A 23,130-nucleotide genomic window follows, 5' to 3' on the forward strand; every position below is an offset into this window, starting at 1 on the left:
TGTACCTTGAAAACCGCATACATGAAAGATAATCCTTGATTTAAAAACGTCAAACGTAAAGAGATAGGAAGACATCGAACCTGCGAAAGCAGGAAGAGAGAAGCAACAAAGAAGCACCCATGCCTGACGCTACAGGCAGGGGGAAGCGAGGTCAAGCAGAAAGAGCACAGGGCGGATGCCTTGGCACTAAGAGCCGATGAAAGACGTGATAAGCTGCGAAAAGCTTCGGGGAGGAGCAAATATCCGATGATCCGGAGATGTCTGAATGGGGAAACCCACCTGAGCAAACCTCAGGTATCCATACGCCAATCCATAACGTATGGAGGGGAACCCGGGGAACTGAAACATCTAAGTACCCGGAGGAGAAGAAAGAAACATCGATTTCCAAAGTAGCGGCGAGCGAAATGGAAAGAGCCCAAACCGGTGTGCGTGCATACCGGGGTTACGGACTGCAGAAGTGAAGCGGAAGGTTAGGGGAACGGTTTTGGGAAAGCCGGCCAGAGAGGGTGAAAGCCCCGTAACCGAAAACCAAAGCAAGCGGCAGGATCCAGAGTACCACGAGACACGAGGAACCTTGTGGGAAGTCGGAGGGACCACCCTCCAAGGCTAAATACTCCTTAGTGACCGATAGCGCATAGTACTGTGAAGGAAAGGTGAAAAGGACCCCGGGAGGGGAGTGAAAGAGAACCTGAAACCCTGTGTTTACAAGCTGTGGGACACCCATATGTGGTGGACCGCGTACTTTTTGTAGAACGGTCCGGCGAGTTGCGCTCACTGGCAAGGTTAAGTCCTCAAGGGACGGAGCCGAAGGGAAACCAAGTCTTAATAGGGCCTTAAGTCAGTGGGAGCAGACCCGAAACCGGGTGACCTATCCATGTCCAGGTTGAAGCTGCCGTAAGAGGCAGTGGAGGACCGAACCCACATCCGTTGAAAAGGGTGGGGATGAGGTGTGGATAGGGGAGAAATTCCAATCGAACCCGGAGATAGCTGGTTCTCCTCGAAATAGCTTTAGGGCTAGCCTCGATAGAGATTTGCGGAGGTAGAGCACTGAATTTCCTAGGGGGCGTCAAAGCCTACCGAAGAATATCAAACTCCGAATGCCGCGTAATTGCTTATCGGGAGTCAGACTGCACGAGATAAGTTGGGTAGTCAAAAGGGAAAGAGCCCAGACCTCCAGCTAAGGTCCCAAAGTACGTGTTAAGTGGAAAAGGATGTGGGATTTCAAAGACAACCAGGATGTTGGCTTAGAAGCAGCCATACATTCAAAGAGTGCGTAATAGCTCACTGGTCGAGAGGTCCTGCGCCGAAAATGTCCGGGGCTGAAACACGACACCGAAGCTGAGGAACCGCAAGGTTGGTAGAGGAGCATTGCATAAGGGGCGAAGCAGTACCGGAAGGAGCTGTGGACTTTATGGAAGAGAGAATGCCGGAATGAGTAGCGAGAATAAGGTGAGAATCCTTATGGCCGAATATCCAAGGTTTCCAGAGTAAAGCTGATCTGCTCTGGGTAAGTCGGGGCCTAAGGCGAGGGCGAAAGCCGTAGTCGATGGACAGCAGGTGGAGATTCCTGCACTACCGTATAACAGAACTGTGGGGACACGTGTGGAAAGCATAAGCCGGGAATGGAAAGCCCGGTGCAAGCGAGGTACCAGTCTCATAGGAAAATCCGTGGGGCAATGGGAAGACGTGATGCGGACCGAAGGTTAGTAGGGAAGTATGTGAGCCATGCGTCAAGAAAAGCCGCTATTGTTTATACGGTACCCGTACCGGAAACCGACACAGGTGGATGAGGAGAGAATCCTAAGGCCGGCGGAAGAAGCATTGTCAAGGAACTCGGCAAAATGGTCCCGTAACTTCGGGAGAAGGGACGCCATCGAAAGATGGCCGCAGAGAATAGGCTCAAGCAACTGTTTAGCAAAAACACAGGTCTATGCGAAACCGGAAGGTGAGGTATATGGGCTGACGCCTGCCCGGTGCTGGAAGGTTACGAGGAGAGGTTAGCGCAAGCGAAGCTTTGAATCTAAGCCCCAGTAAACGGCGGCCGTAACTATAACGGTCCTAAGGTAGCGAAATTCCTTGTCGGGTAAGTTCCGACCCGCACGAAAGGCGTAATGATTTGAGCGCTGTCTCGACAATGCATCCGGTGAAATTGAAGTGCCAGTGAAGATGCTGGCTACCCGCGCCAGGACGGAAAGACCCCATGGAGCTTCACTCCAGCTTGGTACTGGGATTCGGTATTGCATGTACAGGATAGGTGGGAGACGAGGAAGAAGGGACGCCAGTCCTTTTGGAGTCGCTGTTGGGATACCACCCTTGTGATATTGGGTTTCTAACCTGCCGCCGTGACCCGGCGGGGGGACAATGCCAGGCGGGGAGTTTGACTGGGGCGGTCGCCTCCGAAAGGGTATCGGAGGCGCTCAAAGGTTCCCTCAGAATGGACGGAAACCATTCGCAGAGTGCAAAGGCAGAAGGGAGCTTGACTGTGACACCGACGGGTGGAGCAGGTACGAAAGTAGGACTTAGTGATCCGGTGGTATGAAAGTGGGATTGCCATCGCTCAACGGATAAAAGCTACCCTGGGGATAACAGGCTTATCACTCCCAAGAGTTCACATCGACGGAGTGGTTTGGCACCTCGATGTCGGCTCATCGCATCCTGGGGCTGTAGTAGGTCCCAAGGGTTGGGCTGTTCGCCCATTAAAGCGGTACGCGAGCTGGGTTCAGAACGTCGTGAGACAGTTCGGTCCCTATCCGGCGTGGGCGTAGGAGATTTGAGAGGAGCTGTCCTTAGTACGAGAGGACCGGGATGGACTGGCCGCTGGTGTATCTGTTGCACTGCCAAGTGCACGGCAGAGTAGCCAAGCCGGGAAGGGATAAACGCTGAAGGCATCTAAGCGTGAAGCCCCCCTCAAGATAAGATTTCCCATCTGAAAAGAGTAAGACCCCTTGGAGACGACGAGGTAGATAGGACAGAGGTGGAAGTGCAGCAATGCATGGAGCTGACTGTTACTAATCGGTCGAGGGCTTGACCTGGAGGCATAAGGGAGAGGCCTTATGCAGAAGAAGTGGATTTGTTGCAGCATGTATGTGGTTTTGAAGGTACAGGGAAGAATAGTCCTCCTTAGCTCAGTCGGTAGAGCATGCGGCTGTTAACCGCAGTGTCGTTGGTTCGAGTCCAACAGGGGGAGTTGAGGAAGAAGAGAAGCCGGAAGGCGAAAAGAGAGTAAGGCTCCATGGTCAAGTGGTTAAGACACCGCCCTTTCACGGCGGTAACAGGGGTTCAAATCCCCTTGGAGTCATTTCGAAAAGAAAAAATATTTTGGTTGACTCATTCCAGTGATATGATGTATAATAACAAAAGATTGTGTGCCGATGTGGCTCAATTGGCAGAGCAGCTGATTTGTAATCAGCAGGTTATCGGTTCGAGTCCGATCATCGGCTTTTTGGACCTTTAGCTCAGTTGGTTAGAGCATCCGGCTCATAACCGGACGGTCCTGGGTTCGAGTCCCCGAAGGTCCATTTCTTTTCATAAATATGATTATATGGCCCAGTGGCTCAGTTGGTTAGAGCGCCGCCCTGTCACGGCGGAGGTCGTGAGTTCGAGTCTCATCTGGGTCGTTTTCACAGGAAACTGTGAGTTGCTATGGGGTCTTAGCTCAGCTGGGAGAGCATCTGCCTTACAAGCAGAGGGTCATAGGTTCGAGCCCTATAGGCCCCATATCTAATTAAATATGCCGCAGTGGCGGAACTGGCAGACGCCCGGGACTTAAAATCCCGTGGGTAGTGATACCCGTACCGGTTCGATTCCGGTCTGCGGCAGTAGGTAAAAGTGAGAGAAACGTTGAATTTACAGCGTTTCTCTTCTTTTTTTGCGTTCAAAAGTTTGAACACCTTTGAACACTTTATGAGGAAATCCCCAGTTTTTGAAAAGCAAAGCGGTCATTTTTCCTCTTGTTAATGTTCCGTAAATAGTGAAGCGTGGTTGCCGTTTCGCTATGCCCCATTAAATAACCCAAGGTTGTAAGATTATTCCCGTCAAAGGCTGTGGAAGCGTTGTAGAAACGGATTTTATGACTGGAATGGTAAGGAACGCCAGCTTCTTTGCAATACTTCTTTAAACGGCGGTTGAAGCTGTCTGTTGTCATGATTTCTCCATTGGGTTCAAAGACATACACTCCATGAGGATTTAATTCTCTGGCTTTCTGAAGAATCTTGATTGCTTCATCAGTCAAGAACTGTTTTCGGAAACCATGAGAGGTATTTCCTTTCATCTGGTTGCCTACCTTTACTTCTTTTTTGGAAAAGGTTAAATCATCATTCAATGTCCGCTCACAGGTAGCCTGTCGGTGCAGATAGACCATTCTGTTTTCATAGTCAATATCTTCCCAGCGGATTGCCTTTGTTTCCCCGATACGGATAAACAGATAAAAGGATAGTTGTATCGCAAGGGAATAAGGCTCTGTGATACAGCTAAGATAATGCAGTAGCTTATGTGTATCGTCACGGGAAAATACGTTGTCACTCTGTACTTCCACAGGCTTGTAGGTGAACTGCTTGAAATTCACATCAGAGACAGGCTTGTGGGAGATGATTTCTTCCTCAATGGCATAACTCATGATTCCATTTAAGACAGAACGGGCGTTGCTGATTCTCTTGTGGGTATGCTGACGTTCTTTTGTGGCTTCTCTGAAAAAACGGATAAGGGTAATCGGTTTGATTTCTCCTATCTTCATTTTGGAAAGAGCCGTGTCTTTAAAAAATCTGTTCCATTCAGAAACATACTCTTGAATCGTCTTTGCCTTTACAGAAGTGTAATCCCTCTTGTATAAGAGCCATTCTGTATATAGTTCTTCCAGTGTGATATTCTCATGGTTTTCAATTTTTTGCTTCTCAATATAAAATCTGATGATTTCTTTTTCAAGGTTCTCTTTACTCTTCCTCTTAATCGGACGGCGGTTGTTGGGTTTGGTGTCATCTGGTAAATAGGTACGCCAGCTTTTTCAGATTCCGAGTAATAAATTTCATATTTGTGATTCTCCAAGATTTTCTTATTTGCCATAATTTCAAAATTTTTGAAGACTTCATCTGCTGTCATATTAGCACAAGCGGCTAATGTGTTCAATAATGTAATATCGGAAGATGTAACAGGGTTATTCATCAGAATCCCCCCTTACACCCGTAGTTTCTTTTTTGATTTTGATGTAGGTAACACTGCTGTCCCTTAAATAAGAGCCAGTAGCTAAAAAGGATTTTGTATCATATATCTGCCGTGTGTATTCTTTCTGAAAGATGATAGTTTCATTCTGTAATTCGTGAATCATATCATCAGTCAGCATGAGCCTTGTTTCTTTCGGCATTTTCAGATTTTGTGATTTGAAGAACGCCTTTTTCTTATGCTCCTTTACATCAAGTTCTTTCCCAAAATATTTGCTGAGATAGCGACCACGGTTCTCCTTGCTGTCTACATCAATACGGTTTATCTTAATAAAACCATGCGACCATAAATCTTGTAATTTTTCTTTTGCTATGTACGGAAAATCAAAGAAAATAACATGGTAGTGGATTGCACCACGTTTTTGTTTCTCCCACGTTGCAATATACTTTAATAATTGTCTTTTGGTTTGATACAGGTAATAATTTAATCGCTGGATAAAATACTTAAATTCTCTGTTGGTTACGGTAATATCTTGAAGTTTCTGTCCAGCCGAAGAACCAGACCGACCTTGACGTGCTGATGAAACTGGATTTAATAGACAGTGATGATATGGAAGAAGTGTCGGAGTTCCTCGACAAACTCTTAGCAAAAGAGAAATATGAGGGGCGGAGAGAATCAAATATGAAGTATGTTGCCGAATAGGAATGATTTCTAAGCCGTCCGCTTGCCCAGCCGACCCGCCGCCCTGTTAGGAACCGTCGCTCTGGGCACCCTGCGGGACGCTGGTTAGCAGAAAAACACGAACAAGGGAATATGGACGGCAGACTATGCTTAAAGTCGGTACAGTGCGGAAAAGGGTATGTGGAGATGTGAAAGTCTTGCATACTTTTTTCTTGTGCGTTGAACATATATGATTTAAAATAAATAATAGTTAAGCAAATTGAAATTTGCAGGAGAGAATACGATATGAATTTGAAAATATATTGACAGAAACAAGAATAGAGGTATTAAGAGCAGCTAATAAACTTTCTGCTGATACTGATATGAGTGAAGTTGAAAGACAATCTTATCATTATTATCAAAAAGCTCTTTGTGACGGATCTCATATTGCATATTTGGTTTTTGATGAAAATCGTTTTGTAGGGTCTGGTGGTGTTAGTTTTTTTCAAGTAATGCCGACTTACCACAATTCAAGTGGAAACAAGGCTTATATCATGAATATGTATACGAATCCTGAATATAGAAGACTGGGAATTGCTTATAAAACATTAGATATGCTGATTAGAGATACTAAAAGCAAGGGTATTACAGCCATTTCATTAGAAGCAACTGACATGGGGCGACCATTGTATGAAAAGTATGGATTTGTAAAAATGAATGATGAAATGGAATTACCAGAGTGATAAATTAGCTTTTAACGGAGAGAAAAATGGAGAAGAAATTATCCGAAATGAGTTTAGAAGAATTATGGAAGCTATTTCCCATCTGTTTGACAGAGCATCAGCCTTATTGGAAAGAATGGTACACGGATGAAGAAAATTTTTTGAAAAATAGAGTTCCTGAAATAGAGAGAATAAGTCATATAGGAAGCACAGCGATTAGTTCTATTTGTGCAAAACCAATTATTGATATTCTTATGGAAATTCCCTCAAATTATAAGTTGTCAGATTACAAAGAATTGATTGTGAAAAGTGGTTATCTTTGTATGTCTGAAACTCCCGACAGAATTTCTTTTAACAAGGGATATACAGAGAAAGGATTTGCCGAGAGAGTATTTCATCTGCACTTAAGGTATGTTGGGGATAATGATGAATTATATTTTAGAGATTATCTCATCGAGCATATAGATATTGCAGTTGAATACGAGAAAATGAAATTGAAATTATGGAAAGAATATGAATTTAACAGAGATGGATATACAAATGCTAAAACGGATTTCATTCAAAAGCATACAGAAAAAGCAAAGTTGATTTATGGAGATAGATATTAAAAAACTTTTGTTTTCAAATCAGTATCTGGTTTATATTCATACTTATTCAGTTCATCAAACTGGGAGTTGTAAAGGAGATTTATACAATGGAAAAAAGAAAAATTGTTAGTGGGATTATATTAGCAATATTGCTGATTTGTACGGCATTTTTAATTTATTCCATAGTAACAGACCCATTAGGCGAACATGATATTATGCTTGCTCTTGCTGTTACTGCTGGATTTATTGCATTAGGGAAAGATAAGCATAAAGAAAGATAAATCCCAGTTTGTGAGTGACAGGCGTTTGAACACTTTTTGAACACCGCAGACTTGATGAAGTCTTCAAAGCCCCTTTCTATCAGTATTTTTGATTACTTAAAACGGTTCGATTCCGGTCTGCGGCAGTAGGTAAAAGTGAGAGAAACGTTGATTTTACAGCGTTTCTCTTCTTTTTGTTTCAAAAAGTTTGAATACTTATCTGCTGTCATATTAGCACAAGCGGCTAATGGTATGAAAAGGGATATTTTCCCTGGTGCAACTTGAAGTTGACAATCTGTATTTCAAAAAATATAGAAAATAACAATGGGGTTTGATAAGATTTACTCATCAAATCGCAGGAGGTACAGGAAATGAATTTCGGAGAAAAGATTTATAAACTAAGAAAGGAAAAAGGATTATCTCAAGAGGCTTTGGCTGAACAAATCGGAACTACCCGACAGGCAATTAGCAAATGGGAAAATAATCAAGGATTTCCGGAAACAGAAAAACTATTACAGTTATCCAATATCTTTGAAGTATCAACAGATTTTTTGTTAAAAGAAGAAAAATCTGTAAAAGGTATGGCCGATGAGCGAGGATATTATGTAAGCAAAGAATTGGCAAAAGGATATATTACTAATCAAAAAATCATAAGCCGTTATATTGGTATAGGATTTATGTCTTTTGCTTTAGCAGGCATACCTTATACTATGTTCCATGACAATACTACATGTCGTTACTTAGGTATGGCTATTTTTGTTGTTGCAGGTATTATTTCTTTTGTTCTTGGAATATTTGCTGAGCAGCAACAGTACAGCATTTTAAAAAACGAGCCTTTATTATTAGATTACGAATATAAGAAAGAATTAACAAGCGAATACACTTTAAAAAAGAAAGGCTATATTTCTGTGGCCATTCCTTGTACGATTTTATTTATACTGGGACTTATAATCCTTGTCTTAACTGTAAGAGGATATTTTGCATGGTCTGAATATCACTCTTTTGTTTTTCTTGGATTCGGTGTTGGTTTTTTAGGCTTTGTATATTCGGCAGGAGTTATGGAAGCATATGAACTATTGATAAATAATGAACAATATTCCACACATTTCTTTTTCAAATTAAAGAGAAAAATAAAAAGAAAAATTGACAATATGTAGGTTTAAAGATAATTATAAGTACTCTACTTAACGTAGGTTGCCTAAAAGTGAACTTTCTCATAAGATAGACTCATAACAGAAAGGGAGACAATAATTATGAGTTATATAGCAGGGAATACAATAAGGACATTGAGAGAAAAAAATGGAATTACACAAAAAGAACTTGCGGAAATTATTGGTGTAAGTGATAAAACAATTTCTAAATGGGAAACAAATAAAGGACTTCCGGACATTGGAATTATCGAAGAATTAGCAAAAGCTCTCAGAGTGTCTTTGCCGGAACTTTTCACTGGCGATTTGAAAACAAATGAGAATGTGTCTGGAAACATGAAAAAAATACAATTCTATGTTTGCCCTATTTGCGGAAATGTTATCACAGCTGTGGGAGAGGGACATTTTTCTTGTTGTGGAATTACATTACCCAAACAGGAGTCCGAATCAATGAATTTGGAACATTCGGTTTTTATCGAAACTATTGATGATGAATATTCAATTACAATGCTGCACCCTATGAACAAAGAACATTATGTGTCCTTTGTTGCATATGTTACATCTGGTTCTGTGGAAATAGTTAAATTATATCCTGAACAAGATGTTTTTATCCGATTTAGAAAGAAAGGACATGGGTTTCTTTATGCTTATTGCAATAGGCATGGATTATTCAGAAAAAATATTTAAAAATTAGCTATTCAAATTCCGGTGAATGAAAAAAGAGAAACGTTGAATTTCAGCGTTTCTCTTTTTTGTGTAATAGGAAATCCGACGGAATTTCCTATTACGATTAAGGTGTCAAAATCCTCTTCTGGAATTATATTTCGGTAAAATACACAAAATCATCCGGACGTCGCGACTTTGTGCACAATGGAGATGAGACTCAGCTTTTGCCAAGTATAGAAAAAAGAGGGCTTTTGACACCTTAATCCTATTACATAAAAACGCTCCGCTGTGGATGCGGCCGGATACCTTTTTCCTTGTACGATTTATAATCATAGATTATACTGTATAGTAGCTAAGTAAACCGGAAAGGGATGAAATAGCAACGGGAAGCAACAGGTATCTGATAAAAAACAGAGAGGGAAAAACATGTACAGTAAAAAGAAGGGTTTCACATCAAAATGGATATACGGCTGGGCGTTCGCCTATGTAATCAGTCCGTACATATGGCTTTTTTGTCCGGATCCGGGCGTATCAATAGGGGTAAATGGGCTGCATGCCGGCGCCGGTGGATCCCCGATACTTCTTTTTGGGGCGTTGCTATTGGAATTTCTGCCCCTTATCTTTATTGTTTTGAATTTTGTTGTGGTTGGGACACAAAAGGAAAAAATCAGCAGAGATCAGTTTCTGAATTGCACCATATTAATTAAGTATGGTTTGCTGCCTCTTTATTGCTTTGGTGGACTGCTGGTAGTTTTTTTGATCCTGATTACATTCATTCCGGTTCCTTTTATGATTTTTGCAGGCCCCATGGGAGCGCTGGGACTGAGCTTTTTAGGGTATATTCTCCTGCTTGGTTCTGTGCCGTTTGCCTTTGCCTATCTTACCAAATCCAGACAGGAGAAAGTACATGCAAGGGGTTTGACAACCTTTGCAAAGATTGCGCAGTTTATCTTTGTTTTAGATGTTGTATTCATTATGGTGTTATCATGGAAAGAAAAAAGATGGAGAAAGCTGACGGTCACGGTAGCAGCACTTTTCGGGCTTCTGTTTTTTGCAGTCTGTATAGTTGTGGGAACGTCAATTATAACCTTGCTGAGAGGGCTGTAATATTCAGCCGGAAGAAAAAGAGAAAGTTACAAAACTGAGGTGAAGTATTGTGAAAAAAGTAATTGGTATTATGCCGCTTTATGATGAGGAAAGAAAAAGCTATTGGATGCTGCCCGGATATATGAAAATGCTGGAGGCGGAAAAAGGAATTCCTATGATGCTTCCTCTTACCACAGATGGAGAGGAGCTGGATTATTTTCTTGAAATCTGCGGCGGTTTTTTATTTACGGGCGGACATGATGTTTCCCCCGCTGTTTATCAATCAGAGAGAAAGCCATGGTGCGGCCAGTGCTGTGAAATTCGGGACGAGATGGAAACGTACATTCTGAAAAAGGCTGTGGAACAGGATAAATCTGTTCTGGGGATTTGCAGAGGGATTCAGTTTATGAATGCCTGTTTTGGAGGAACGCTGTATCAGGATCTGGACAGAGAATATGAAAGCGGTATAAATCATCATATGAGTCCTCCTTACGACAGGGAAGCACATCAAGTCGCCATAAAAAAGGCAACTCCCCTTTATGATATTTTGAATAAGGAAGAAATGGGCGTAAACAGCTACCATCATCAGGCAATTAAAGACCTTTCACCTGTATTTGAGACAATGGCAGTTTCTGAAGACGGGTTGATTGAAGGAATTTATATGCCAGCCCGTAAATTCGTTGCAGGGGTACAGTGGCATCCGGAATTTTCTTATAAAACAGATGAAAACAGCAGAAAAATTATAAAATCATTTGCAGAATCTATTTAACGACTTTTTGTTTTTCCTGAGAAAATGACAAAATATGTCTATGCAGAAGCTTACAATAGCAGAAAAAGCTGAGGAGAGAAACAGATGAAAAAGGGAAAAATAAACCGGATTCTCGATATATATACCAATTTAATGAACGGGCACTTAATAAAGAAATCCCATGAGGTTCAGAAATACGGTGTGAATGAACGAAGTATTCAAAGGGATCTGGATGATATTCGGAATTATCTGAGTGATCAGGCAGCAGCTCAGGATGGCTGTGAAAACAGTGTGGTTTATGACTATGCCAATAAGGGGTACCGTATTGCTGCAGGTTTCGAGAAGCAGCTGACAAACAGCGAAATTCTGGCAGTATGCAAGATACTTCTTGACAGCAGAGCATTCTGCAAAAAGGATATGGAAACGATTATCAATAAGCTGATGTATTGCTGCGTACCAAAAGAAAACAAAAACAGTGTAAAAGAGCTGATTCTAAATGAGATGCACTGCTACGTAGAACCAAGACATAAAACCAGATTTATGGAAATGATGTGGGAAATCGGGGAATCCATCCGGAAGAAGCAGTATATAGAAATCGACTATATACGTTCAAAAGATAAAGAAATTGTAAAGCGGAAATTAAAACCGGTGGCCATTATGTTTTCAGAGTATTACTTTTATTTAGCTGCTTATATTGACGATAAGGATAAAGTACGGGAAAAATTCCAGGTATATAACGATAAATATCCGACCATTTACCGGATAGATCGGATTAAGAAGTTAAAGAAGCTGAAGGAAGACTTTATCGTACCTTATAAAGATAAGTTTCAGGAAGGAGAATTCCGGAAAAGAGTGCAGTTTATGTATGGCGGGAAGCTGCAGAAGGTGGAATTCAAATATTCCGGATATGATGTGGATGTGATTCTGGATCGCTTGCCTACGGCGGAAATTCTTCATGAAGAAGATGGCATATATACGCTGAGGGCGGAAGTATTTGGAAAGGGAATCGAGATGTGGCTAAAAAGCCAGGGAGACTTTGTACATGATATTAAATTTCATGTGTAATAGGAAATTCTATTGGATTTCCTATAAAGACTGACAGGAAGTGTCACCTTTTGCTGGTATCATGGATGTATCAAAATAAGGAGGTAATTATATGAGCCAGCATTTAGCAGAGGTTTTTCTGACGGAACTGAATTTCGATTATTCCAGGGAGTCCGTAACAAAGGCGATGGAAGCTTGTCAGAAAAATCTGGAGGAACGATTACAGAAGATAAATTCGCCCATAGGGCATGTTTTATATTTTTTAGAGCCGCATGAAGCCAGCGGTGGCAAAGAAACAGAGCATTTTTATGAGATTCGTGCTTTTTGGGATGTGGCAAAAGAGTTCGACTGCCGGGAATTCACGAAGTATGAGATTGTAAGACTGGCCAGAAGATTTCAGGATCTGGTTCAGAAGTGAAGGAGGTTCTACATGGATGAAGCAATTGAAGAAATTTATAAATATTTCGTGCAGGAGAAACAGTTCCGCAGAGATTTAACAACAAAGGTAGAACGGGAAATCGATGCCACCTATGGGGAAGAATGGAAAGAGATGGAGAAAAAACAACAGGAGAGGCAGAAAGAAAAAGCCTTTCGGATTGCCTTTGAAGCAGAGAAATGTGGATTTATAAAAGGGTTTCAATACGCAGTACGCCTTTTTATGTCGGGGAGATAGAACTATTTCAGAACCTGGATGATTTTCAGAACCTGCCCTTTTACCTGAGGACTGCAGTCCTGAAGTTCCCGGAGGATTTCCTGCTCAAGCCCAAGGGAAGGGGAGAGGTATTCATCAGAAAGAATATAGTCCACAGTAACACCTAAAGCATTACATACCTGAACAAGGGTGGAAAGAGAAATTTTCACCCGATTGTTTTCAATATTACTGATATGGCTGGTATTGACGTCGGCCATATTGGCAATATATTCCTGAGTCAATCCCTTTGCAAGACGGGTCTCTCTAAGCTTGTGGGCGATTCGTTTAAAATTAAGGTCTTTCATACGGCCGTGTCCTTTCCTTAAATTTATATCCTATAAGATGTTATAATTGTAATGTTTTTATAGTAATGATATAATATGTTAGAAATAATATAATTATAGCTATACAGTTAGTGAAAGACACAGGGGAATGAGACTGCAGAAAAGATTTGAAAAATGAAATACAGGAGGAGAAGAAAAAAATGCTTTGTGGAAATTGTGGGGAAGAATTGCAGGACAGGTGGAAAATCTGTCCCTATTGCGGAGCGTCTGTGGATAATGCCGGGAGGGAACAAAGAGTGGCAAAGAGAGAGAAACTGGCATATTTTTCTTTTGGAAAGTATCTGTTGTTTTCTATTCTGACACTGGGGATTTACAGCATTGTTACCCTGTACCGGTTTAACGAGACAGTCAATAAACTCTGTGCAGGCGACAGACGAGAGACGCCGAATTATATTGTGGTCATCTTACTGGGGCTGGTTACCCTGGGGATTTATCCTTATTGCTGGATGTATAAGCAGGCAACCCGTCTTCAGATGATTGCTCCCAGATACGGGTATCGGATGAAGGAACAAAGCACCGGTATTTTACTGTGGGCGACTTTCGGAATGCTTCTTCTGGCGGGGCCGTTTATTGCCTGGTACAAAATGTTCAACTGCATAAATCCGTTAATAAGAAATTATAACCGGGGAAAAATAAAACAGGATTATGTGCCGTCCAGTTATAAGAAAGACAGGCGACCCTTGTGGATTATCGGGGGCTTTTACCTTCTTTGGATTATCTTGTATTCGATAATCCTAGGGCTGATAATAAAATTCCTTCTGACAGATACTGTGGAAGGTTCCTCCCAGACCGTAAATACGGTACAGAGTCTGGAGGCATATGCCAACTGGAAAGAGGAGGGATTTCCGGGAACGGCAAGGGCAGACTTTAAGGTCACCTATCCATTGAATAATAGAGACGCAAATAATTTTGCAGTTTTAATGGGTCCCCTTTCCACTGATATTGGAATCATTATGCAGGAAGATGAGGAACCGGTGAAAAACTGGCAGTGGATAGGAGAAGATACCCAGGGCGAGATTTCTTATACCGGAGATTTTGAATATCTGGGAGTGAGCAATGATGAGAACGCCTATCCGGTATTTTTGATTTCCTCTGTAGAGAAAGTGGATCAGACGGGAGAAAATGCCTCCCCGCAGATTTCGGAAACAGCATCCGCAGCGCCTGAGAGTACAGTTGGATATGACAGCGGGAAACCGGAAACAGCATCCGCGAATGGAACAGACGGTACCACAAATTCACTGGAGTATATTCTGCCGGACAGCTCCAGCCGGGTCATTGATCCCTCCGAGTTTGGAGATTTTTCCATTAATGATATGCAGATGGCCATTAATGAAATCTATGCGCGCCATGGAAGAAGGTTTGGAAATGAGGGGATACAGGCATATTTTGACAGTAAAAGCTGGTATGCGGGGACCATTGAGCCGGATGCCTTCGATGAAAGTGTATTAAGCGACGTAGAGAAAGAAAATATTGATACGTTAAGTTACTGGATGCAGCCGGAGCTGACCGGAAGTAATCCCACCGTCATAGATAAATACGATTATGGAGTAGATGCAACAGCAGAAGAAGAACAGGAAGATACCTCCTCTGGCATTTACGGAACTTATGCAGACGGAAATGGAAATACCATTCAGATTACAGAAAGCTATGGAACCAATCCGAGAGGTATTGACTACATAGCTGTTGTGGACATATTCTCATCGGAAGGTCAAAACTCTACAGTATATATGACAGAATTACAGGGCAGTTATTACCAGCTGGTTCCCGGCGGCACAAAGGTTGTAGCCCTCATTTATCCGGGAGACGGGGGAATTTCCGTGGAACATCGTTATGCATCGGAAGCAGATGGGTGGTACGAAAAACAGTGAAAGTCAGATGCCTTCCCGAAGGATGGTCAGGTAATAGCCGGCCATCTTTTCCGGGGAGGTTTTCATTCCTTCCCTGCTCCACCATTTTACAGCATTTGCAAAACTGTCTGCCAGATAACTTTCCAGAAAAGAAGGAGGAATTTCCCTGTGGGCAGGCGATAGGGCATCGTGAAAGAGAGGGAGCAGGCAGTCTTTGAAACAGCCAAGGAACAGTTCGCCGCTTTCACAGGAAAGCAGACGGATGATTTCTGTCTGATTGTCTTTCAGATGGTAAAAAATGTGGGTGATTCGCTCATCCAAATCGTAATTCATGCCGGAGAAATCATGGCTTTTTTCGGAGTGAAGAGGCTCGGAGAACACATGGGAAAAGATGTTGGAGCACAGAGCCTGCAAAAGTTCGTCCTTCGTCTCAAAATGGGCATAGAAAGTGCTTCTTCCAATATTGGCCCGGTCGATAATATTCTGTACGGTAATGAGATTATAATTTTTCTGTTCCAGCAAAGAGGCAAAGGCGTCAAAAATTGCCTGCCGGGTCTTTTTCTGTCTTCTGTCCATTTTGTATCCTCCCGAACAAATGAAGAAAAATGTTCCGTATCTGACATATGGGGGCAACTGTTTCTTGTAAGACAGAGGCCCCTTTTCTATAATGTAATTACAGAACAAGAAATTCGTTATCGAATAAATTGTACGGTAATTATAATGGGAAGTCAAGAGAGCAGAAACGGGATGAGAAAGACCATGGAAGAGAAGAGGAAAGCCATTTTTTACGCCATTTTAGCCGCAGCGTTATATGCAGGAAATTCGCCTCTGGCTAAACTTTTTCTGGAAGAGATTCCGGCGGCGCTTATGGCAGGATTTCTGTATCTGGGAGCCGGTATAGGGATTTTTATTATGAATATAGTGGAAAAAGCCCTGGGAAAAAAGAAGAGGGAGAAAAGTCTGGAACGGAAAGAACTGCCTTATGTAATCGGTATGGTAGTGCTGGATATAGCGGCGCCGATTCTGCTGATGGCGGGGCTTTCCAGGACAACCGCGGCAAACGCCTCCTTGCTGAATAACTTTGAAATTGTGGCAACTGCGGTAATTGCGCTGATTTTCTTCCATGAGAAAATCGGCCGGCGGCTCTGGCTGGCGATAGCCCTGGTTTCCTTTGCCAGTATTTTGCTGACTTTGGAAGACGCCCAAAGTCTTTCTTTCTCCGTGGGCTCTCTGCTGGTTCTGGGGGCCTGTATCTGCTGGGGAATGGAAAATAATTGTACCCGGATGCTGTCCGTAAAGGATCCGGCGCAGACAGTTATAATAAAAGGGTTCGGATCCGGCATTGGCTCTTTGCTTCTGGGAGTTTGTCTGGGAGAGCGGGCGCCTTTTCTCTTCCTGGTGATTCCTGTGCTGGTGCTGGGATTCGTTTCCTATGGTCTGAGCATTTTGTTCTATATTAAAGCCCAGAGGTATCTGGGAGCGGCAAGAACCAGTACCTACTATGCCTTTTCCCCTTTTATCGGCGTTTTTCTTTCCCTGCTGATTTTTCGGGAACTGCCGGCATGTACCTTTTGGGCGGCTTTCGGCCTGATGCTGGCGGGCGTGTATCTGGCGGCGGAAAAAGCATAAAGTAACGGCCGGCGTAGAAAACGCCGGCCCCTTTAGGTTTTTCAGGCATGAGGAATACAGGTGTATTCACTGATTTCCCGGTTAATGGTGCATAAATCAGACACTGATAAATCGTGAAGATTTTCATGCCCGGTAATGCGGGCAAAAGTTTTCAGCTCTTCCAGAGAGACGTTGAGGAAGTTGGCAACTCTTGCTGCAGCTACATCTTCATGGAGCCGCTCCCGAAGCCCTTCCTCCTGCGTGGCGATTCCCATAGGACACATACCGGAATCGCAGATTTTATATTGCTGGCAGGCCATGGCGATCAGTGCGGCAGAAGCAATGGCAACGGCGTCTGCGCCCATGGCAATTGCTTTGGCAAAATCAGAAGAGACGCGAAGTCCTCCGGTAATAATCAAACTGATGTCGGAACCGATGCTGTCCAGGTATTTTCTGGCTCTGGACAGAGCATAAATCGTAGGCAGACTGGTGGAATCCCGTACCAGCAAGGGAGAAGAACCTGTGGCTCCGCCCCGTCCGTCGATAGTAATGAAATCAGGTTCTGCATAGACGCAGAAAGCCAGATCCTGTTCGATGTGTCCCGCTGCAATCTTTACTCCGATGGGTCTTCCATCAGAAGCATACCGAAGCTGCGTAATCAGATTTTTCAGGTCTTCTTTTGTCTGGATCCCAGGGAAACGGGAAGGGGCGATGACGTCTTTTCCCATGGGAGCATTACGGATGAGGCTGATTTCCTTTGTAACTTTTTCTCCAGGAAGATGGCCGCCCATTCCGGGTTTTGTTCCCTGTCCGATTTTAATCTCAATGGCGTCTGCATTCCTCAGATTTTCAGGAGTTACGCTGTAAAGATTTCCCACATATTCAAATATGTATTTATCGGCGGCCTGCTGTTCCTCCGGTAAGATGCCGCCCTCTCCGGAACACATAGCGCTTTTGGCCATGGCGCTGGCCCGGGCCAGGGAAACCTTGGCTTCTCTGGAAAGGGCGCCGAAGGACATATGGGAAATGTAAACAGGATTCTCTAAAATCAGAGGACGTTTCGCATGTTTACCAATCACTGTCCGGGTATTAACCGGGGCGTGCTCATCCAGAGGCATGGGATCTAACTGGGCGCCCAGAATGAGAATATCGTCCCAGCCGGGCACAGGCAGAGAGGTTCCCATAGCGGCGTAAATACTTTTGCCGGAAACGGCCATCTGGTGAATTTCTTTCATATAGCGGCAGCTTTCGTCCTGCCGGACAAATTCTTTGGGATAATCCAGTTTCAATTCCGGCTCCTTATCCAAAACGGGGAGAGGAGAATTTTCCTGAACCTGGGAAAATTTCTCCGTGGACTGGTGGCAGACAGGACATTCCTGCAGTTGAGAAAAGGGAATTCCTTCTTTTTCTTCATCGTAAATGTATCCGCAGATACTGCATCTGTATTTGGCCATAGCAGTTCCTCCTTCTTATTTTTCTTTCTTCTTTTCCTCCTTATCTTTTTCCAGATGGTCATCCAGAAAAGACTGCCATGCGTTTCCCTTCAGGAGCATGGCTGCACAAACGGCGAGAAAACAAAGTATTAAAATGATAACTCCGCCCATAAAGAACACCTCCCTGTTCGCTGAGAACGTCGGTTTCTGATATTCTAATCATACCAGGGAAGAGCTCGGGATTCAACGAAAAAGGAGAGATTTTCGGTATGCCAAAAGCAGTTCCTTTGTGCTATAATGCAGGCAAAAGGTTTTCAGGAAAGCAGGAATTTCCGGATAACTTCCGCCACGCCGCTGTGATTATTATCCGCTTCGGTAATGTAGCTGCCAAACTGTTTTATCCGGTCAGAAGCATTTGCCATAACGGCTCCTGTATGGGCAGCCTGGATCATGGAAATGTCGTTTTCCGCATCTCCTACGGCAATGGAATTTGCAATAGGAACGGATAAAAGCTGACACAGGGTTTCAACGGCAGCACCTTTGGAGACGCCGGCTGTGACCAATTCCAGATAGAGTTTATCAGAAAAGAAAAGGTGGAACTGATCCAGATAGCGTTTCTGCATATCCCGGCGGAAACGTTCCAGCAGATTTCTGTCGCTCTCATGGATAAACAGTACTTTGTAAGGCGAATGAGAAAGAGCGGCAGGTACGTCAGGAACAATTTCCATGGGAACGCCGGTGGTCCGGGAATAGTTCTGAATACAGGCATTATCCCGTTCTGATAAAACCCTGGTATCTGAATAGGTTTGTGCATGGATCCCGTAGGAATAGGCGGCGTCAAATATTTCCCGGAGACGGTCTAAGGGAACCGCTTTGGAGAAAAGGATCTGTTTTCGGCCAAAATCATAAATGCAGGCTCCGTTATAAGAAATCACATAACATCCGTCGGTGTTTAATCCCAGTTTCTCCGACTGGGCTCTGGCGCTGACTAAAGGCCGTCCGCTGGCAACCACAATCCGGTGTCCCTGAGACAGAGCCCGGGAGATTGCCTGCCGGTTTTCCTGAGAAATGTTTTTCTCATCATCGAGGAGGGTACCGTCTAAATCGGTAAAAAGTATTTTTGAAGTTTGCATAATCGTTCCTTTCCGTAAATGGATTCTAGAGTATCTTCATTATAGCATGAAAACAGGAGGTGCAGAAAAGTGAAAAAAGAAAAAATTATGCTGATCGGGGCTGCCATATTAGATGTTCTGGTACATCCTGCAGGTCCGCAGGTATTTCAGACAGGATCCTATCCTGCTGAAGAAATCCGGATGTCCACAGGAGGCGACGCCCTAAATGAGGCCGGTGTCCTGGCGAAATTGGGGGAGAGCCCTCTGCTTTGTACCCTGCTTGGAGAAGATGAACCGGCTCAGATCATTGAAACGTATTGTAAGGAAAAGGGAATCAGCCTGCAGTATTCCAGGAAAAGAGCAGGGATTCCCACAGGAATGAATGTGGTTTTAGTGGATGAAGAAGGAAACCGGAGTTTTCTCACAAACCGAAATGGAACATTACGGAAACTTTCCAGAGAAGATATTCCTCTCCCTTTTCCGGAGGAAGTTAAGATACTGGGATTTGCAAGTATTTTTGTTTCGCCCCTTCTGGGAGTGAAGGAAATGGCAGAAATTTTCCGGGCGGCAAAGGAACAGGATATTATCGTCTGTGCGGATATGACCAAATGTAAACAGGGGGAAACGGCGGAAGATTTAAGAGAGGCTCTGGCTTTTGTTGATTATCTGATGCCCAATGAAGAAGAGGCTTTGCTGGTTACTCAGAAAACTTCTCCTGAAGAAGCGGTGGAGGAATTTCTGCGTCAGGGAGTAAAAAATGTAATTATCAAATGCGGGAAACGGGGATGCCTTGTGGGAAACCGCCGGGAGCTTTTTTGGGTTCCGGCAATTGTCCAGAAAGACTGTGTGGATACCACCGGAGCGGGGGATTCCTTTGTCGGAGGGTTCCTGTACAGCCTTTTACAGGGAAAAACACTGAAAGACTGCGCCCGGTTTGCAAATGCCTGCGGGGCGGCGGCTGTCCGTAAGGTGGGAGCCACGGAAGGAATTGAAAGCAGAGAGCAGATAGAAGAAATATTAAACAATGCAGATGGTCAGATTTAACAAATTGGGGACTTTTTCTTTTCATATTTTTACCTTATAATGGAGAGAATAATGAGAATGACGAAAGGTGGGACATCAAATGGAACGTAAAAATGTATGGGAGACTTATACAAAAGAAGATGAAATCAAACTGGAATCCCTGTCAGAGGCATATAAAAATTTCCTGAATGAAGGAAAAACAGAACGGGAATGTGCAGAGCAGATTATAAAAGAAGCCAGAGAGAAAGGGTACCGTCCCCTGAGTGACTGGCAGGAATCCGGAAGAAAACTGCAGACCGGAGACAAGGTATACGTTGTAGGAAAGAAAAAGATTGTGGCGCTTTTTCAGATAGGAAAGGCACCCATTCAAGAGGGAATGAATATCTTATGCGCACATATTGATTCCCCCAGACTGGATATTAAACAGAATCCTTTATATGAGGACACGGATTTTGCCTTTCTGGATACCCATTACTATGGAGGAGTAAAGAAATATCAGTGGGTAACCATTCCCCTGGCCATCCATGGCGTGGTTGCAAAAAAAGACGGAGAAGTAGTAGAAATTAAAATCGGAGAAAAAGAATCCGATCCCGTGGTATATATTACAGATCTTCTGATTCATTTGTCACAGAGGCAAATGGAAAAAAAGGCTCACGAGGTCATCGAGGGAGAAAAGCTGGATATTTTAATTGGAAGCCGTCCCTTAAAGAACCAGGAAAAGGATGCGGTTAAGGAAAACATTCTGAAACTGCTGAAAGAAACTTACGGAATCGAGGAAGAAGACTTTTTGTCAGCGGAGCTGGAAATCGTGCCGGCCGGAAAAGCCAGAGACTGCGGACTGGACAGAAGTATGATTGCCGCCTATGGACATGACGATCGTGTCTGCGCTTATCCTTCCTTAGTGGCTCTTCTGGAAGCAGAGGAGCTGGAGAAAACCGGATGCTGTCTCCTGGTGGACAAAGAAGAAATCGGCAGTGTGGGGGCGACAGGAATGCGTTCCCGTTTCTTTGAAAATGCGGTGGCAGAACTGCTGGAAGCCATGGGAGAATACTCCGATCTATCCCTGCGCCGGATTCTGAGAAATTCTCAGATGCTCTCTTCCGACGTAAGCGCCGCCTACGATCCCTCCTACAGCGAAGCCTATGAAAAGAAGAATGCGGCCTATATGGGACGGGGACTGGTGTTAAATAAATACACCGGATCAAGAGGAAAATCCGGTTCCAATGATGCCAATGCGGAATATATCGGAAAACTCCGTAGGATATTTGACAAAAATGAGATTGCATTTCAGACTTCTGAACTGGGAAAGGTTGATTTCGGAGGAGGCGGAACCATTGCTTATATTGCGGCCTTATATGAGATGGAAGTGATTGACAGCGGTGTAGCCGTATTAAGTATGCACGCTCCCTGGGAGATCATCAGCAAGGCAGACTTATACGAAGCAAAGAAAGGATACCTGGCATTCTTAAAAGAAGCCTGAAAGAAAGGTGACCGGATGGAGAAGGATACCCTCTCCACGGTCCTTCTACATAAAAATTTTCGATTTATTTTCTGAAAATTTAAGAATTTCCAATTACGTAGAAATTGACAAAAGATTGATATGATTATACAATTACAGGAAAGAGAAAATATATGTCTAGTAAAAGGAGTGGAGGGAGAAATATGAACGAGAGATGTGCAGGAAAGAGATGGTTGCAGGTATGTGGAATTATCATGCTGGTTATTAGTATTCTCATGATTCTGTCACTGGTTTTCAGTATCTTTTTTACAATTATACCGTTACAGAACGGTACCATTGATGATTTCACAAAGACTGCGTTAGAAGCAGCAGGTATCACAGAGGCAAGCCTGGGTACATTGAAGATCAGCACAGGTATCAGTATGACAGTTTACATAATTGAAGCAGTTGTAGCTGTTATGGGAATTGCTTTTTGTAATAAACTGGGAAAAGCGAAGTTCTGCATGATTGCAGGGATTGTGGCGATTGTAGCCGTATTTGCAGCGCATATTTATTCAGCTGCAACAGGAAGTTTCGGAATCGTGGGACTGATTCTGGATTTAATCCTTCCTGTACTGTTTGTAAACGGAGCCAATAAAAATCTGAAACAGGCAGAAGAAAAGAATGCAGGGAACTCAGGCAACGTTCAGTAAAGATGAATAAAGGAAACGATGAGATAACAGGGTGAAGAAGGACAGCCAGGCCGTTCTTGACTCTGTTTTCCATATAAAGTCAGAATTGGGAACTTTTTCCGGGAATATCGGGCATGGACAGAAAGGATGAAATTATGGAACCGTTAATTGAAGTAAAAGATATTTGCAAAATATATAATCCGGGAGAAAATGAAGTACGGGCTCTGGATCATGTCAGCCTGAAAATTGATAAAGGCGAATTTGTAGCAATCATCGGACAGTCCGGCTCCGGGAAATCAACCTTTATGAATATGCTTGGATGTCTGGATGTTCCCACATCCGGGGAATATTTTCTGAATGGAACGGATGTTTCCACAATGAAGGACAATGAACTTTCTGTGGTGCGAAATAAAGAGATTGGCTTTATTTTTCAGGGTTTTAATCTGATTTCCAATCTGACGGCTCTGGAAAATGTGGAGCTGCCGCTGATTTATCGGGGAATTGACAGAAAAACAAGAAGAGAGCTTGCCATGGAGGCCCTTAAAATGGTGGGACTGGAAAAGCGTGTTACCCATAAGCCCAATGAAATGTCCGGAGGACAGCAGCAAAGAGTGGCAATTGCAAGAGCCATTGCCGCGAAGCCGCCTCTGATACTGGCGGATGAACCAACGGGAAACCTGGATTCCGCTTCCAGTAAAGAGATTCTGGGGATCCTGAAAGGACTGCATAAAGGAGGACGTACCGTCATCTTGATTACTCATGATAATGGAATTGCAGACCAGGCAAAACGAGTGGTTCGGATTATGGATGGAAAAATAGAATCTGATGTGATAAATGAACATTTTCAGGAATAAATGCAGCACAGAA

Annotated in this window: 24 protein-coding genes, 7 tRNA genes and 1 rRNA gene; 24 read left to right on the top strand and 8 right to left on the bottom strand. The window is 43.4% G+C overall.

The features are described from left to right. Positions 1 to 148 precede the first annotated feature (148 nt). The 8 genes from B5F53_RS07955 to B5F53_RS07990 all read left to right on the top strand — a co-directional run bounded on the left by B5F53_RS07955 (position 149) and on the right by B5F53_RS07990 (position 3,818). Positions 149 to 3,033, top strand: a 23S ribosomal RNA gene (locus tag B5F53_RS07955). Positions 3,034 to 3,114: 81 nt separating this feature from the next. Then, positions 3,115 to 3,187: transfer RNA gene (locus B5F53_RS07960), tRNA-Asn, on the top strand. Between the two features lie 39 nt (positions 3,188 to 3,226). Next, positions 3,227 to 3,298 (top strand) — tRNA-Glu (locus B5F53_RS07965). 69 nt (positions 3,299 to 3,367) lie between these two features. Next, positions 3,368 to 3,440: transfer RNA gene (locus B5F53_RS07970), tRNA-Thr, on the top strand. A gap of 4 nt (positions 3,441 to 3,444) precedes the next feature. Next, positions 3,445 to 3,518 (top strand) — tRNA-Ile (locus tag B5F53_RS07975). Between the two features lie 25 nt (positions 3,519 to 3,543). Then, positions 3,544 to 3,617, top strand: a tRNA-Asp gene (locus B5F53_RS07980). 27 nt (positions 3,618 to 3,644) lie between these two features. Continuing rightward, positions 3,645 to 3,717 (top strand) — tRNA-Val (locus B5F53_RS07985). A 15-nt stretch (positions 3,718 to 3,732) separates the two neighbouring features. After that, positions 3,733 to 3,818, top strand: a tRNA-Leu gene (locus B5F53_RS07990). A gap of 83 nt (positions 3,819 to 3,901) precedes the next feature. Here the strand turns inward: B5F53_RS07990 and B5F53_RS07995 are convergent. From B5F53_RS07995 to B5F53_RS08000, 3 genes are all read right to left on the bottom strand, one after another. Further along, positions 3,902 to 4,732 (bottom strand): tyrosine-type recombinase/integrase, encoded by an 831-nt coding sequence (locus B5F53_RS07995; RefSeq protein ID WP_242970270.1) that lies wholly within the window; start codon positions 4,730 to 4,732, stop codon positions 3,902 to 3,904. A gap of 68 nt (positions 4,733 to 4,800) precedes the next feature. Next, complete coding sequence (locus tag B5F53_RS20305) at positions 4,801 to 5,157, bottom strand: hypothetical protein (protein WP_242970271.1); 357 nt, start codon at positions 5,155 to 5,157, stop codon at positions 4,801 to 4,803. Beyond that, entirely contained in the window at positions 5,150 to 5,833 is a 684-nt protein-coding gene (locus B5F53_RS08000; RefSeq protein WP_242970272.1) for a rolling circle replication-associated protein, read from the bottom strand. The genes B5F53_RS20305 and B5F53_RS08000 overlap by 8 nt, the downstream gene beginning before the upstream one ends. A gap of 268 nt (positions 5,834 to 6,101) precedes the next feature. Between B5F53_RS08000 and B5F53_RS08010 the strand changes: the two genes are divergently transcribed. The 10 genes from B5F53_RS08010 (at position 6,102) to B5F53_RS08050 (ending at position 12,748) form a co-directional block, all read left to right on the top strand. Beyond that, entirely contained in the window at positions 6,102 to 6,557 is a 456-nt protein-coding gene (locus B5F53_RS08010) for a GNAT family N-acetyltransferase (protein WP_087222155.1), read from the top strand. Positions 6,558 to 6,583: 26 nt separating this feature from the next. After that, the gene (locus B5F53_RS08015) at positions 6,584 to 7,144 is read left to right on the top strand and encodes a GrpB family protein (RefSeq protein ID WP_087222157.1); all 561 of its coding nucleotides are present in this window, start codon (positions 6,584 to 6,586) and stop codon (positions 7,142 to 7,144) included. Positions 7,145 to 7,230: 86 nt separating this feature from the next. Beyond that, on the top strand, positions 7,231 to 7,404 hold the full coding sequence (locus B5F53_RS20095; RefSeq protein WP_204246916.1) for a hypothetical protein: 174 nt from the start codon (positions 7,231 to 7,233) through the stop codon (positions 7,402 to 7,404). Positions 7,405 to 7,754: 350 nt separating this feature from the next. Beyond that, positions 7,755 to 8,540 (top strand): helix-turn-helix domain-containing protein, encoded by a 786-nt coding sequence (locus B5F53_RS08020; RefSeq protein ID WP_087222159.1) that lies wholly within the window; start codon positions 7,755 to 7,757, stop codon positions 8,538 to 8,540. A 96-nt stretch (positions 8,541 to 8,636) separates the two neighbouring features. Then, positions 8,637 to 9,218 (top strand): helix-turn-helix domain-containing protein, encoded by a 582-nt coding sequence (locus B5F53_RS08025; protein WP_087222161.1) that lies wholly within the window; start codon positions 8,637 to 8,639, stop codon positions 9,216 to 9,218. Positions 9,219 to 9,623: 405 nt separating this feature from the next. After that, entirely contained in the window at positions 9,624 to 10,304 is a 681-nt protein-coding gene (locus tag B5F53_RS08030) for a hypothetical protein (protein WP_087222163.1), read from the top strand. Between the two features lie 49 nt (positions 10,305 to 10,353). Continuing rightward, complete coding sequence (locus B5F53_RS08035; RefSeq protein WP_242970273.1) at positions 10,354 to 11,052, top strand: gamma-glutamyl-gamma-aminobutyrate hydrolase family protein; 699 nt, start codon at positions 10,354 to 10,356, stop codon at positions 11,050 to 11,052. Between the two features lie 84 nt (positions 11,053 to 11,136). Next, positions 11,137 to 12,096: a helix-turn-helix transcriptional regulator gene (locus B5F53_RS08040; protein ID WP_087222167.1), complete on the top strand. Its 960-nt coding sequence runs from the start codon at positions 11,137 to 11,139 to the stop codon at positions 12,094 to 12,096. Between the two features lie 91 nt (positions 12,097 to 12,187). Then, positions 12,188 to 12,493, top strand: coding sequence for a hypothetical protein (locus tag B5F53_RS08045; protein ID WP_087222169.1), 306 nt, complete (start codon positions 12,188 to 12,190; stop codon positions 12,491 to 12,493). Between the two features lie 12 nt (positions 12,494 to 12,505). Further along, the gene (locus B5F53_RS08050) at positions 12,506 to 12,748 is read left to right on the top strand and encodes a hypothetical protein (protein WP_087222171.1); all 243 of its coding nucleotides are present in this window, start codon (positions 12,506 to 12,508) and stop codon (positions 12,746 to 12,748) included. Positions 12,749 to 12,750: 2 nt separating this feature from the next. Here the strand turns inward: B5F53_RS08050 and B5F53_RS08055 are convergent, their stop codons facing one another. After that, positions 12,751 to 13,071, bottom strand: coding sequence for a helix-turn-helix domain-containing protein (locus tag B5F53_RS08055; protein WP_087222173.1), 321 nt, complete (start codon positions 13,069 to 13,071; stop codon positions 12,751 to 12,753). Positions 13,072 to 13,250: 179 nt separating this feature from the next. Between B5F53_RS08055 and B5F53_RS08060 the strand changes: the two genes are divergently transcribed. Further along, positions 13,251 to 14,978, top strand: a complete 1,728-nt coding sequence (locus B5F53_RS08060) for a DUF4234 domain-containing protein (RefSeq protein WP_087222175.1) — start codon at positions 13,251 to 13,253, stop codon at positions 14,976 to 14,978. Between the two features lie 3 nt (positions 14,979 to 14,981). On the opposite strand, the gene B5F53_RS08065 is transcribed toward B5F53_RS08060, so the two are convergent. Beyond that, positions 14,982 to 15,533 carry a TetR/AcrR family transcriptional regulator gene (locus B5F53_RS08065; RefSeq protein WP_087222177.1) on the bottom strand — a complete coding sequence of 184 codons (552 nt, stop codon included), beginning with the start codon at positions 15,531 to 15,533 and terminating at the stop codon, positions 14,982 to 14,984. A gap of 171 nt (positions 15,534 to 15,704) precedes the next feature. Here B5F53_RS08065 and B5F53_RS08070 point away from each other — a divergent pair, with 171 nt between their 5' ends. Next, positions 15,705 to 16,586, top strand: coding sequence for a DMT family transporter (locus B5F53_RS08070; protein ID WP_087222179.1), 882 nt, complete (start codon positions 15,705 to 15,707; stop codon positions 16,584 to 16,586). 41 nt (positions 16,587 to 16,627) lie between these two features. On the opposite strand, the gene B5F53_RS08075 is transcribed toward B5F53_RS08070, so the two are convergent. From B5F53_RS08075 to B5F53_RS08080, 3 genes are all read right to left on the bottom strand, one after another. Beyond that, positions 16,628 to 18,019 carry a glutamate synthase-related protein gene (locus B5F53_RS08075; protein ID WP_087222181.1) on the bottom strand — a complete coding sequence of 464 codons (1,392 nt, stop codon included), beginning with the start codon at positions 18,017 to 18,019 and terminating at the stop codon, positions 16,628 to 16,630. Positions 18,020 to 18,034: 15 nt separating this feature from the next. After that, on the bottom strand, positions 18,035 to 18,169 hold the full coding sequence (locus tag B5F53_RS20560; protein ID WP_275532199.1) for a hypothetical protein: 135 nt from the start codon (positions 18,167 to 18,169) through the stop codon (positions 18,035 to 18,037). A gap of 143 nt (positions 18,170 to 18,312) precedes the next feature. Next, positions 18,313 to 19,131 (bottom strand): Cof-type HAD-IIB family hydrolase, encoded by an 819-nt coding sequence (locus B5F53_RS08080; protein ID WP_087222183.1) that lies wholly within the window; start codon positions 19,129 to 19,131, stop codon positions 18,313 to 18,315. A gap of 69 nt (positions 19,132 to 19,200) precedes the next feature. Between B5F53_RS08080 and B5F53_RS08085 the strand changes: the two genes are divergently transcribed. The 4 genes from B5F53_RS08085 to B5F53_RS08100 all read left to right on the top strand — a co-directional run bounded on the left by B5F53_RS08085 (position 19,201) and on the right by B5F53_RS08100 (position 23,117). Next, positions 19,201 to 20,154 (top strand): carbohydrate kinase family protein, encoded by a 954-nt coding sequence (locus tag B5F53_RS08085; protein ID WP_242970274.1) that lies wholly within the window; start codon positions 19,201 to 19,203, stop codon positions 20,152 to 20,154. Between the two features lie 79 nt (positions 20,155 to 20,233). Continuing rightward, complete coding sequence (locus B5F53_RS08090) at positions 20,234 to 21,613, top strand: aminopeptidase (protein WP_087222185.1); 1,380 nt, start codon at positions 20,234 to 20,236, stop codon at positions 21,611 to 21,613. Positions 21,614 to 21,795: 182 nt separating this feature from the next. Continuing rightward, positions 21,796 to 22,284 carry a hypothetical protein gene (locus B5F53_RS08095; RefSeq protein WP_087222187.1) on the top strand — a complete coding sequence of 163 codons (489 nt, stop codon included), beginning with the start codon at positions 21,796 to 21,798 and terminating at the stop codon, positions 22,282 to 22,284. A 134-nt stretch (positions 22,285 to 22,418) separates the two neighbouring features. Further along, the gene (locus B5F53_RS08100; protein ID WP_087222438.1) at positions 22,419 to 23,117 is read left to right on the top strand and encodes an ABC transporter ATP-binding protein; all 699 of its coding nucleotides are present in this window, start codon (positions 22,419 to 22,421) and stop codon (positions 23,115 to 23,117) included. Positions 23,118 to 23,130 lie beyond the last annotated feature (13 nt).

The organism is Blautia sp. An249, from assembly GCF_002159835.1.
In the GTDB taxonomy this organism is placed as follows: domain Bacteria; phylum Bacillota; class Clostridia; order Lachnospirales; family Lachnospiraceae; genus Blautia_A; species Blautia_A avistercoris.

Excerpts from the sequence above, each read along its gene's own strand:
- B5F53_RS08040 (WP_087222167.1), top strand. The coding sequence starts at position 11,137 with ATGAAAAAGGGAAAAATAAACCGGATTCTCGATATATATACCAATTTA.
- B5F53_RS08095 (WP_087222187.1), top strand. The coding sequence starts at position 21,796 with ATGAACGAGAGATGTGCAGGAAAGAGATGGTTGCAGGTATGTGGAATT.
- B5F53_RS07995 (WP_242970270.1), bottom strand. The coding sequence starts at position 4,732 with ATGAAGATAGGAGAAATCAAACCGATTACCCTTATCCGTTTTTTCAGA.
- B5F53_RS08090 (WP_087222185.1), top strand. The coding sequence starts at position 20,234 with ATGGAACGTAAAAATGTATGGGAGACTTATACAAAAGAAGATGAAATC.
- B5F53_RS08055 (WP_087222173.1), bottom strand. The coding sequence starts at position 13,071 with ATGAAAGACCTTAATTTTAAACGAATCGCCCACAAGCTTAGAGAGACC.
- B5F53_RS08100 (WP_087222438.1), top strand. The coding sequence starts at position 22,419 with ATGGAACCGTTAATTGAAGTAAAAGATATTTGCAAAATATATAATCCG.
- B5F53_RS08025 (WP_087222161.1), top strand. The coding sequence starts at position 8,637 with ATGAGTTATATAGCAGGGAATACAATAAGGACATTGAGAGAAAAAAAT.
- B5F53_RS20095 (WP_204246916.1), top strand. The coding sequence starts at position 7,231 with ATGGAAAAAAGAAAAATTGTTAGTGGGATTATATTAGCAATATTGCTG.
- B5F53_RS20560 (WP_275532199.1), bottom strand. The coding sequence starts at position 18,169 with ATGGGCGGAGTTATCATTTTAATACTTTGTTTTCTCGCCGTTTGTGCA.
- B5F53_RS08075 (WP_087222181.1), bottom strand. The coding sequence starts at position 18,019 with ATGGCCAAATACAGATGCAGTATCTGCGGATACATTTACGATGAAGAA.
- B5F53_RS08070 (WP_087222179.1), top strand. The coding sequence starts at position 15,705 with ATGAGAAAGACCATGGAAGAGAAGAGGAAAGCCATTTTTTACGCCATT.
- B5F53_RS08020 (WP_087222159.1), top strand. The coding sequence starts at position 7,755 with ATGAATTTCGGAGAAAAGATTTATAAACTAAGAAAGGAAAAAGGATTA.
- B5F53_RS08060 (WP_087222175.1), top strand. The coding sequence starts at position 13,251 with ATGCTTTGTGGAAATTGTGGGGAAGAATTGCAGGACAGGTGGAAAATC.
- B5F53_RS20305 (WP_242970271.1), bottom strand. The coding sequence starts at position 5,157 with ATGAATAACCCTGTTACATCTTCCGATATTACATTATTGAACACATTA.
- B5F53_RS08065 (WP_087222177.1), bottom strand. The coding sequence starts at position 15,533 with ATGGACAGAAGACAGAAAAAGACCCGGCAGGCAATTTTTGACGCCTTT.
- B5F53_RS08030 (WP_087222163.1), top strand. The coding sequence starts at position 9,624 with ATGTACAGTAAAAAGAAGGGTTTCACATCAAAATGGATATACGGCTGG.
- B5F53_RS08045 (WP_087222169.1), top strand. The coding sequence starts at position 12,188 with ATGAGCCAGCATTTAGCAGAGGTTTTTCTGACGGAACTGAATTTCGAT.
- B5F53_RS08080 (WP_087222183.1), bottom strand. The coding sequence starts at position 19,131 with ATGCAAACTTCAAAAATACTTTTTACCGATTTAGACGGTACCCTCCTC.
- B5F53_RS08050 (WP_087222171.1), top strand. The coding sequence starts at position 12,506 with ATGGATGAAGCAATTGAAGAAATTTATAAATATTTCGTGCAGGAGAAA.
- B5F53_RS08015 (WP_087222157.1), top strand. The coding sequence starts at position 6,584 with ATGGAGAAGAAATTATCCGAAATGAGTTTAGAAGAATTATGGAAGCTA.